Source organism: Nocardia takedensis NBRC 100417, from assembly GCF_000308695.1.
GTDB classification, from domain to species: domain Bacteria; phylum Actinomycetota; class Actinomycetes; order Mycobacteriales; family Mycobacteriaceae; genus Nocardia; species Nocardia takedensis.
In genome coordinates this window covers 1-9,748 of record NZ_BAGG01000224.1, presented here as the reverse complement: position 1 = coordinate 9,748, position 9,748 = coordinate 1, and the positions used below count along the sequence as shown (strand labels likewise).

General features: G+C 66.8%; 10 protein-coding genes. 5 read left to right on the top strand and 5 right to left on the bottom strand.

Going from position 1 to position 9,748, the window contains the following annotated elements:
• Window positions 1-263 precede the first annotated feature (263 nt).
• Entirely contained in the window at window positions 264-623 is a 360-nt protein-coding gene (locus ON30_RS28480) for an Rv2640c family ArsR-like transcriptional regulator (RefSeq protein WP_040712230.1), read from the bottom strand.
• A 102-nt stretch (window positions 624-725) separates the two neighbouring features.
• Between ON30_RS28480 and ON30_RS28475 the strand changes: the two genes are divergently transcribed.
• The 5 genes from ON30_RS28475 to ON30_RS28455 all read left to right on the top strand — a co-directional run bounded on the left by ON30_RS28475 (window position 726) and on the right by ON30_RS28455 (window position 3,561).
• Complete coding sequence (locus ON30_RS28475) at window positions 726-1,253, top strand: ArsI/CadI family heavy metal resistance metalloenzyme (RefSeq protein WP_218006319.1); 528 nt, start codon at window positions 726-728, stop codon at window positions 1,251-1,253.
• Between the two features lie 80 nt (window positions 1,254-1,333).
• Window positions 1,334-1,711, top strand: coding sequence for an ArsR/SmtB family transcription factor (locus ON30_RS28470; protein ID WP_040712228.1), 378 nt, complete (start codon window positions 1,334-1,336; stop codon window positions 1,709-1,711).
• Window positions 1,708-2,460: an aquaporin gene (locus tag ON30_RS28465; RefSeq protein ID WP_040712226.1), complete on the top strand. Its 753-nt coding sequence runs from the start codon at window positions 1,708-1,710 to the stop codon at window positions 2,458-2,460. The genes ON30_RS28470 and ON30_RS28465 overlap by 4 nt, the downstream gene beginning before the upstream one ends.
• Window positions 2,457-3,131, top strand: coding sequence for an arsenate reductase ArsC (locus ON30_RS28460; protein WP_040712223.1), 675 nt, complete (start codon window positions 2,457-2,459; stop codon window positions 3,129-3,131). The genes ON30_RS28465 and ON30_RS28460 overlap by 4 nt, the downstream gene beginning before the upstream one ends.
• 16 nt (window positions 3,132-3,147) lie before the next feature.
• Window positions 3,148-3,561: an arsenate reductase ArsC gene (locus ON30_RS28455; RefSeq protein WP_040712220.1), complete on the top strand. Its 414-nt coding sequence runs from the start codon at window positions 3,148-3,150 to the stop codon at window positions 3,559-3,561.
• Between the two features lie 200 nt (window positions 3,562-3,761).
• Here ON30_RS28455 and ON30_RS40745 read toward each other — a convergent pair whose 3' ends face one another.
• From ON30_RS40745 to ON30_RS39530, 4 genes are read right to left on the bottom strand one after another with little or no spacing between them, the layout of a single operon-like run.
• Window positions 3,762-4,187, bottom strand: a complete 426-nt coding sequence (locus tag ON30_RS40745; protein WP_218006318.1) for a hypothetical protein — start codon at window positions 4,185-4,187, stop codon at window positions 3,762-3,764.
• Entirely contained in the window at window positions 4,184-6,337 is a 2,154-nt protein-coding gene (locus tag ON30_RS28445; protein WP_051030086.1) for a hypothetical protein, read from the bottom strand. The genes ON30_RS40745 and ON30_RS28445 overlap by 4 nt, the downstream gene beginning before the upstream one ends.
• Window positions 6,334-8,178 (bottom strand): hypothetical protein, encoded by a 1,845-nt coding sequence (locus tag ON30_RS28440; RefSeq protein WP_051030085.1) that lies wholly within the window; start codon window positions 8,176-8,178, stop codon window positions 6,334-6,336. Before ON30_RS28440 ends, ON30_RS28445 begins: the two co-directional genes overlap by 4 nt.
• A 56-nt stretch (window positions 8,179-8,234) precedes the next feature.
• Entirely contained in the window at window positions 8,235-9,683 is a 1,449-nt protein-coding gene (locus ON30_RS39530; RefSeq protein ID WP_157183889.1) for a site-specific integrase, read from the bottom strand.
• Window positions 9,684-9,748: the final 65 nt, after the last annotated feature.

The window sequence follows — 9,748 nt, the reverse complement described above, 5'->3', positions numbered from 1 at the left end:
GTTCTTCCGCCAGTGGGAGTGGAGCAGAGGGCTAACTTGTTCGTGGAATTATTGCAGGCCCCTTCGGCAGGCTCGGAAGGGGGACGGCAACAAGGCTGTTGCAGGGCGGGGGTTTTCGAGTTCTTGTGCTGTGGCGCTCAGCGGCTACGCGACATTGCGGCGCACGATCGACACTCGGCCCGACAGAGTGCCCGACCGCCCCTGGTGTGCGGCCACGGGCACCCAGTCGGATCGACCGTGCCCCGATGCGGTCGCCGGGATGGTCAGCGGCAACAGTTCGGGTCCAGGACCACGCACAACGCGGCCAGGGCGTCGCGGCGGCCACGGTGGAAGGTGTTCATCCCACGCCGCTCGGAAGTGACGAGCCCGGCCTCGCGCAACACTTTGAGGTGATGGGAGACAGTCGATTCCGACACCGCGACCGCCGCGGCGAGGTCGCCGCCGTTCTCCTCCCCGCCGGGACTGCTCAGCAGCAGGGACACGATTTTTACCCGGACCGGGTCGGCGAGGGCTTTGAGCCGCAGCGCCACCTCCAGCGCGGCGGCGTCGTCGACGGGGCCCGCGGCCACCGGGGCGCAGCAGACGGGGGCGGACATGTCGATCACGGGTAACGCCTTGGGCATGAGTCCCACCCTACCCACCTTGTTGACATATGTCGAAGTAGTGGGGCAGACTCGAACCCGCAAGGTTCTTCGATATATGTCTCACAACTCGGAGGTATGGTCATGTCCCGAATCCAGCTCGCCCTCAACGTCGACGACATCGACACCGCGGTCGCGTTCTACTCGACGCTGTTCGGCACCGAACCGGCCAAACGCAAGCCCGGCTACGCGAACTTCGTCGTCACACAGCCGCCGCTGAAGCTGGTGCTGCTCGAGAACACCGGCGCGGGCGGCACCCTCAACCATCTCGGAGTCGAGGTCGAAACCTCGCAGGAGGTCCACGCCGAGATCGACCGCCTGTCGAAGGCGGGACTGTTCACCGAGGAGCAGATCGCGACCACGTGTTGCTTCGCCACCCAGGACAAGGTGTGGGTCACCGCACCGGATACCGAACGCTGGGAGGTCTACACCGTGCTCGCCGACACCGAGGACTTCGGCACCGCCCCGGTGCTCGCCTCCGGTGAGACCGCGTCCGACGCCGAAGCCGTCGCGGTGTGCTGCGGCACCGCCGAGCAGGCCGCGGCCGAGGGCGCGTGCTGTGGCGCCGATGCGAAGGAGAAGGCCGTGGCCTCGGGTGCGAGCTGCTGCTGAGCCCTTCGCGCCCCGTTGAGTGCGGGTGTTCACCGGGTGTTCGCTTGCCCTGCGGATTAGACATCGATCAATATCGACCTATGTCTAAGTCGTTGCCGTTGACGGATGTGACCTCACCGGGGTGTGAGGTCACCCCGTTGGTCGGGCGGCCGTTGACCGTCCCGGCCGCCGCCGAGCTCGCCGCGATGTTCAAGGCGCTCGCCGATCCGGTGCGGTTGCGGCTGTTGTCGCTGGTGGCCAGCCACGCCGGGGGCGAAGCCTGCGTGTGCGACATCTCCGCCGGGTTCGAGGTCTCCCAGCCGACCATCTCCCACCACCTGAAGGTGCTGCGCGAAGCCGGACTGCTCAGTAGTGAGCGGCGGGGGTCGTGGGTGTACTACCGGATCGAACCGGCCGCGTTCGCGCAGTTGTCGCGGCTGCTCGATGCCACCGTCCCGGCCGCGACGGTGACCCGGTGAGCGATCCGATACGCCGACTGGTCGCCGAGTTCGTCGGCACCGCGCTGCTGGTGGCGGTCGTGGTCGGGTCCGGGATCGCCGCCCAGCAGCTCTCACCCGGCGATGTCGGGGTGCAACTGTTGGAGAACTCGACCGCGACCGTGTTCGGGCTCGCGGTACTGATCCTGGTGTTCGGCCCGGTCTCGGGCGCGCACTTCAATCCCGTCGTGTCCGTGGCAGACTGGGTGGCCGGACGCCGCCACGGCACCGGCCTTCCCGGCGCCGTGCTCGGCGGGTATATCGCCGCCCAGACCCTCGGCGCGATCACCGGCGCGATCCTGGCCAACGCCATGTTCGACCGGCCAGCCGTCGAGATCTCGACTCACCACCGGGTCACCGGCGGGCATCTGCTCGGTGAGGTCGTCGCGACAGCCGGGCTTATCCTGGTCATCTTCGCCCTGGCCCGCACCGGCCGCGCCGCGCTCTCGGCGGTCGCGGTCGCCGCGTGGATCGGGGCCGCGTACTGGTTCACCTCCTCGACCAGCTTCGCCAACCCCGCCGTTACCGTCGGGCGCGTGTTCTCCGACACCTTCGCCGGAATCGCCCCCGCCTCCGCTCCCGGGTTCGTCGCCGCCCAGATCCTCGGCGCCGGGATCGGGTTGGGGCTGGTCGCGCTGCTGTATCCGGCGACCGCCGCCGCGGTCGCCGACGACATCGTCATCCCTCACCCCACCACCACCGATTCGAATTCGACACGGAGTCACCGATGACTGAGCACCACCCCCTGGCCCACGCCGACCTCGACCGCGACGTACTCACCATCGACCACCAACTTGCCCTCAAGACCGCCGCGACCCGGTTGCAGCGCGAGTTCGCCGACACCTTCGGCGTCGAGACGATCGAGAAGTTCCTCAACTCCTCGTTCAACCAATTCGCCTCCCACGCCACGGTATTGAACTTCCTGCCGCTGCTGGCCGAACGCTTCGCCCGCCAACGCCTGCTCGCCCTGGCCAAGGTCGAGGGCAAAGCCCTCGTCGGCACACCGACGGTGCTGTTCCTGTGCACCCACAACGCCGGACGCTCCCAGATGGCCCTCGGATACTTCACCCACCTCGCCGGTGAGCACGCCATCGCCTGGTCCGGCGGTTCCGAACCCGGCGCCGAGATCAACCCCGTCGCCGTCGCGGCGATGGCCGAGATCGGCATCGACATCACCCGCGAATTCCCCAAACCGTGGACCGAGGAGATCCTGCGAGCCGCCGAGGTCATCGTCACCATGGGCTGCGGCGATGCCTGCCCGATCTACCCCGGCCGCCGCTACGAGAACTGGGAACTGCCCGACCCGGACAACCAGCCCATCGAGGTCGTACGCGCCATCCGCGACGACATCGAGACCCGCGTGCGGGTCCTGCTGTCCGAACTCGACATCACCGTCGCCTGAAAGGCCCACCACCCCAGTGCAATCCACCCCCAGTGTGCTGTTCGTCTGCGTCCACAACGCCGGACGCTCCCAAATGGCCCACGGCTTCCTCACCCACCTCGCGGGCGAGCGGGTCGAGGTCCGCTCCGCGGGCACCGCACCCGCACAGTCGATCAATCCCGTCGCGGTGGCGGCGATGGCCGAACTCGGCATCGACATCACCGCCCAGACCCCGAAGATCCTCGCCCCGGACACCGTCGCGAGCTCCGACGTCGTGATCACCATGGGCTGCGGGGACGCCTGCCCGTATTTCCCCGGTGTCGACTACCGCGACTGGAAACTCGACGACCCCGCCGGGCAGGACATCACCGCGGTACGAACCATCCGCGACCAGATCCGTGCCCACGTCGAGGATCTCCTCACCGAACTTCTCCCGACACCCCGGCCGTAGTCCTGGCCGTAGGGCCGGGAGTGGGTGGAGACGAACATTTCTGTCCCAAGCCCGGCCCCGCGGCTGGGTGTTCAGGAAATCCGCAGCGTTGCCTGAGCCGGACAATGCGCCGCGAGTCGACGAGCGGCGTCGAGTCCGGATTCGGTGGTTTGTTTCCGCGCGAAGTGGACTGGCGCGAAACCATCGAAGTCACTGAAGCGTCAGAGATTTGACCGACGTCCTCGTGGCAGCGTTCTGAGTTTGGCGGCGTCGCGGTCGGCTAGGGCGGCGTTCTCCGAAGCGAGTTGGTTGAGGGCGACCGCGTATACCTCCAAACGCCGTTCCAGGTCACGGCAGTGGCGGTTCAGTTCGGCGTGTTTGCGTTTGAGGTCTTCGTAGTCCTCGGCGGATCGGATGATTGCTGCCTGTTTGGATTCCGCGTGCGCGATCTCGGTCTGGAACCGGTCTTTGAGGTCGGTGTGCTGATGGGTGAGGCGCCATCGTTTGACGTCGGCCTCGACGGCGAGTTGGGAGATGTTGAGTCGCCCTCGGGACCTTCGCGGAGTACCGGCCAGCAGGCGATTGATGGCCGCGATGATGTCACGGCGAACCGGATCGGTCTCCCCGGCGAAGGACAGGACGCTCACTGCGGGACTCCGGATCGGTGGTCGTCGATGATGGTGAGGAGCCGGTCGAGTTCGTGGCGTTCGCGGGCGTGACGGATGGGTGGGGTCAGCCGATCGTCGATGATCTCGGCCAGTTCCTCGGCCGCTTCCTGGACGCGGGCGATGTCGCGGTCGGTGCGGGCGATGTTGCGGCAGCGGGGTCGACAGTCGTCGGTGTCCGGGGTGACCATGGGGTCATCCGCGGTGCCTCTGAGCTGGCAGGCCGCTGTGGCGGGGTCGAAGACGCAGGTGATCGCCTCGCCGTGATGGATCTGGAGGACAGGGTTGCCGAGCAGGTCGCGGACGTTTCGTTCGCGGTGCAGGACGCGGCCCGCGAACTCGCGAGCCGCGGCGTGGACACGGTAGCGGTAGGCGTCGGCGGCTGGTCCGCTGACGTGTTCACCGGCGAGCAGGCGCTGTTCGTCCTCGGCGATGCCTTCCATACGGAACAGCCAGTCCTCGAAGGCGTAGTCGTCGAGGAATCCGGCCTCGTAGGACCCCGCGTAGCCTTGCAGCATTCGGGTATGGGTGTGGCCGTATTGGATCGAGGCGGCGATCAGTCCTCGCGGCCTGCGTCGGATGAACCACGCCAATGTGCGCCGGAAACGGCTGGCGGCGATCGGCCCGCCCGGGTCGGCCGGGATGAGATCGGTGCGGTCCCTGCCGCGGCAGTACTCGTTGACCCACGCGGTGAACTCGGCGAGATCGACTGCTATGAGTCGGTCGGAGCGTGCCTCGCCACGCCGTTTGATTTCTGGGCCCATGTTTCTCGGCTTGAGCCGGTTCGGGAACAGCAGATGGCTCTCGTGCAACCGTTCGAGGACTTCCACGGCGTGGGCGACGAGTTCGATGACCACCCAGGGTTCTTCGCGTATCGCGCCGTGCGGGATCTTGTTCCCGTCCTCGTCCTCGGCGCCCTTGAAGTAGAGCCCCTCTATCAGCCACAGCCCTGCGGCGGCGTCGAAGCTGACGCAGCCACGCCGCAGGTTGAGGACCTCTCCGACCCGGGCACCGGAGAGATAGGCCACGATCACGAAACAGGCGGTTTGCAGGAGCCGGGCCAGCAGGGGGATCTGATCGATGGTGATCCGGGGATGCCACGGCTGCCCGTCCAGGTCAGCGGTGATGGCGGTGTCGAGGTAGATGTGTTCACCGATGGGCAACCCGGAGTCGGTGATCATGCGGCCCGAGGGAGTGGACTGGAACGCGGGCGCGCAGCGCAGTTGGGCGGCGATGTGGCGCCAGGCCGGTTCCAGGGTTCCGTCGTCGCGGCGTTTGCCGGGTAGGGGCTCGCCGCGTTCCCGCAGCCGGTCGAGGTAGTTCGCGACCGCGTCTTGGAGCCCGCCGCGCGGGCGTCGGGAGTGCTTGCCGCGAAGGTGTTCCGGGCGCAGGTTCAACAATCTGCGGTGCTCGTCCCACGCGAGCACGATGTCGTTGCTGAAGTCCTCGACGAAACGCACCGCCCAGCCCAGCAAAGCCTGCATCGTGTGCTCGCTGATGCGTTTGGTGCGGTTCTCGCGGTCCCCACGGCGTTGTTCGAGCAGGTCCTGGGTGTCCTCACCATCCCAGGGCGGCGCCTGCGGCAGCCGCAGCGCGGACGGCAGGATCTCCCGGTGTGTCCAGAGCCGCCGGATCTCGGTGATGCGTCGGTAGCGTTGAGCGACCGCGACGCGGTCTTGGTCGAGTGCGTCGAGGTAGTCCCACAGCATCTCGTCTGTGACCTGGCAGAACTGGGTGATCCCCTGCTCGGCGAACCAGTTCAGGACATGCTGCAACGCCCCGTAGAACAGGATCTCGATCGTATGGATCGCGATGCGGCTGCCCGACTGGCGCATGGTGCGGGCTCGGGAATGGTTGATCAGCTGCCAGAGGTAGTGCTTGGCCGCCTGGCGCAGTGGTTCGGCGACGACCTCGAAATTGAGGGACTGTGAGCGTGCGTGGTCCTCGAAGATCGCGGGATTGAGGTCCCAGCGATCATCAGCGAAGCGAGACAGCCGGGCCGGGTCGACGTCCGGTCTGATCTGCCGATTCGCCAGCACCAGTGTGTGCGCGTCAGGCCATGTCGTGCCGTCGGGCAGTCCGTGGGCAATCCCGGTCGGTTCATCGAAGGTGATGAGTTCCGCAGAGGTCATCGGATGTCGAGCTCCCTGTTCAGCAGGCGGTCCGCGAGTGCGTGTTCGGCGGCGCCCGCGCTGGTGCGGGCGTCCTCGACGGCGACGCGGTCGTGTTGTTCGAGCAGATCGGCCAGTTGGGCGTGCGGCCCGGCGAAACGCTGCGCCCAGTGCAGCGCGTTCATCTGCTCGCGTCGTTGCGCGAGCCGGTCATGGACGATCACCTGCAACGGCAGATGGCGAGGCAGCGCCCTGGCGCATTCGCAGTCCAAGCAGAGCAGAAACGACGCTCGGCACGGGCCCAGCGGGGTGTAGGGGCCGTTGTCGTTGTCGGTGCACGCGGCCAGCACGGTATCCAGTTCGCCGGCGAGCATCCGCTCGAGTACGACAGGCTCCAAACCCATCTCTTCGGCGGCCCGGTCCAGGTTTTCGCTGGCGTGGGTGACTTGCTCGGTGGTCATCGTGGCGATCGTCGAGCGGGCTCGTGCCTTGGCCACTTCGCTGGTCAGCGTGTCGGCGACGACCTTGCGGTAGTCGTTGATGTTGCCGCGGTTGCGGACCAGATAGCGAGTCGCCGCGGTCCGTTCGGTATGGGCGACCGGCTTCTGGTGCAGCTCGATATGGGTCATCCGCAGCGTTTCCAACCTCAGCGGACGCATCGGCACCGGGCGACCGTCCGCATCTACCTCATCCGACGGCAGATTCCAGGTTCTGCCCAGAGCACTGACCAGCGTCCCGTTGAGCGGCATCTCGCGCCAGCCACGGCCTTTGAGGCTGCGTCCACCACCGGACGACATGTACGCGACCAGCAGGCGGTCGCCGCCGGCGAACTGCCGGGCCCGCGCGGTCAGTTCGTGGACCAGGACGTAGAGGCCGAACGGCGTGTGCAGGGTGTCGCGGGTCGACAGATCGGTCGGCTGGTCAGGGATGCTGATCCAGTCCGGGACCTCCGACAACGCCACATCCATGTAGGCGCGGTGCCCGCGGCGCGGTTTGCGCAGACCCACGATCGCCGTGCCCGCCCCGGTGCCGCCGTCGGCGCGGTGATGCGCCGCGCTCATCGTGCGGATCACATCCGGGTTCTGCCCCGTCATGACACCGAACAGCACCGCAGCCGCCGCGATCTCCTCCGGCATCAGATAGAGCCAGCCGACGACGTCCTTGATCCTGCCGCGCAGCATCACCCATATCTCGGGCGCGTCGTAGACGCGGTTGCCGCAATAGCGTGTGCGGCGCGGGATGTCGCCGACCCGGTCCAGATGGTCGAGGATCTCGAGGCGGCGTCGCAGATCGAGATCGGTGCTGACGTCGAGGTCCCCGGCCCGGAACCGGTCCAGCAACTCGCTGTTGGCGCGGATGCGTCGCTCCGCCGAACGCAAGGTAGCTCTCGCCGCTTCGGCGATCCGTTTCAGCTCGGTCCTGGTGTAGCTGTGCGTGGGCTTGCTCGGGGGCAGGGGCGGGAGGGGTTGTGCCAGCCGAGCCGCCAGGGCGGCGCTGATGCCGTTCGCGCGCAACAGAAGCCGACGTAGCTCGGCCAGTTGCCACCGAATCGACTTGACCCCCGCGGATTCGCGGTCGTCATGGAATCCGTCGAATTGCTCGGAGCCGACCTCGGCCAAACTCTGCGGGACCGCGGCAAGTCCGGCGAGGTAACGATCGAAGGACACCAGAACTCGATAGCTGCTCTCGAACGAAGGCGTGGTCGTGAGTCCAGCGCCGGGCGCCGTGCGCGCGACGAGCGCCGCGATCAACGCCTCCCGCAGAGCTTCCGGCGTCGTCAGTATCGACACGTCGAGGTCTTTGTGCTCCCGGCCGTCCTGGCTGTAGCAGCGCACGATCCGACGCCCGTCCTCGTCGGTCACGAGTCCATGACGAGTCCGAGCAACGGGCGACGGGAGGGCTGCGCGACGTCCGCGGCTCACCGCGTGACCGCGAGCGGGTCGGTGCGAACCCACGGGTTGTCGGCGAAGACATCGGCCATAAACGCCTTGACCAGAGAGTCGTCGGCATGGGCCAGCAACGCCTCGACCTCCAGGCTTCGAAACGGTTCCAGGTAGACGTCGCGGGTTGTCTCCACGGTGCGGTGACCCAACATCGTCTGGACCAGATGCCAGACATCGCCGACCTCCTCACCGAAGTCGCGCTGTTCGTCCGCGGTGAGATGGCCCAGCCAGGAATACTTGATCAGCTTGCCCACCGCGAACCACCTCAGCGCGAACGAGTGCCGCAGCATATGGGCGGTGCAGCTGAAGTTCTCCAAGCCCAGCGACTCGATCCGCTGATTGGCGGCGGTGAAAGTGTGCTCCCACCCTCCCGGGTCACGCGGCAGGCCGTTCTCGTTCAACCACAGCGCCACCGGTTCCAAGCCCAGTGCAGTCCGGCGAAACAGACGAAGCCGAGTATCGGGGGTCACGTCGTTCCACTGCTCACGCCGATATCGGCCGTCGGACAGTGTCGTCACCGACCGGGTGCCGTGGACCTCCACCACGACATTCAGGCCCTCGACCCGTTCATAGCGGCCCGCGGCTCGGGCACGACGCACCGCCGCCGCTCGGGCTCCCTCGACATAGGTCAACACGGTCCGCAAAGCGGTGCGAGGGATCCAATACTTGTGTCCGTAACCACCTTTCGCGCATCCATCCGCGAGTTCACAGGTAAAGAACCCTCGCCGCCGCTCGTAGGCAGGCAACTCCGGCAGCGCCACACTCGCCCACTCCGACACTCGCAGACCACTCCCGTACAGGCCATCGACGAACGCTCGATCCCGCTGCTCGTTGCGCCCCCTCCACCACGGATCCGGGCGCCCCGTCAGATCGAACCCCCTGATCCCGACATCACGCCACCGCTCGTAGCCACCCGGGTCGAGCCACTTCACATCCGCGTGCCTCACGATCCGCGGCGGCTCCACATCGGCGAACGGGTCGACGACACCGAAGCGGCGCCCGGCCAGCATGTAGAACTTCTTCAACCCGGCCAGATCACGCGCGAAACTGCCCGTCCGCACCGGTCGCTCGTTCGCCGGATCCGTGACCCGCCAGAACAAGAACTCCGTCGCCACCTCGTCATCGACATCCCACCAATTCGAGTCGATCGCGGCCAGATAGTTCAACCACACCAGCAGCGAGTACGCGTAATCCCGCTGCGTGGTGCGCGCCATCCTCCGCCACTTCGCCGATCCCAAATACCAATTGACGCGAAGATCCGGCAAGCCATCGGGACCGATCACGAACCGCTGCCCATCCCGCATACCTGCATCCGGCATGTGGCCGAAATGCTCCCGCTGCAACACATTCCCGAGCAACTCGGCCACACCATCGGCCGTGCGACTCCGGGCGTACCTGTACATCTGCCAACGCTCTTCGAGCACCCAGTTCACCTCAATCACGAAGGGTAACAACACCCCTCAGCAACAACACTCACTGGCTACAGAAC

Excerpts from the sequence above, each read along its gene's own strand:
- ON30_RS28480 (WP_040712230.1), bottom strand. The coding sequence starts at position 623 with ATGCCCAAGGCGTTACCCGTGATCGACATGTCCGCCCCCGTCTGCTGC.
- ON30_RS28475 (WP_218006319.1), top strand. The coding sequence starts at position 726 with ATGTCCCGAATCCAGCTCGCCCTCAACGTCGACGACATCGACACCGCG.
- ON30_RS28470 (WP_040712228.1), top strand. The coding sequence starts at position 1,334 with ATGTCTAAGTCGTTGCCGTTGACGGATGTGACCTCACCGGGGTGTGAG.
- ON30_RS28460 (WP_040712223.1), top strand. The coding sequence starts at position 2,457 with ATGACTGAGCACCACCCCCTGGCCCACGCCGACCTCGACCGCGACGTA.
- ON30_RS28445 (WP_051030086.1), bottom strand. The coding sequence starts at position 6,337 with ATGACCTCTGCGGAACTCATCACCTTCGATGAACCGACCGGGATTGCC.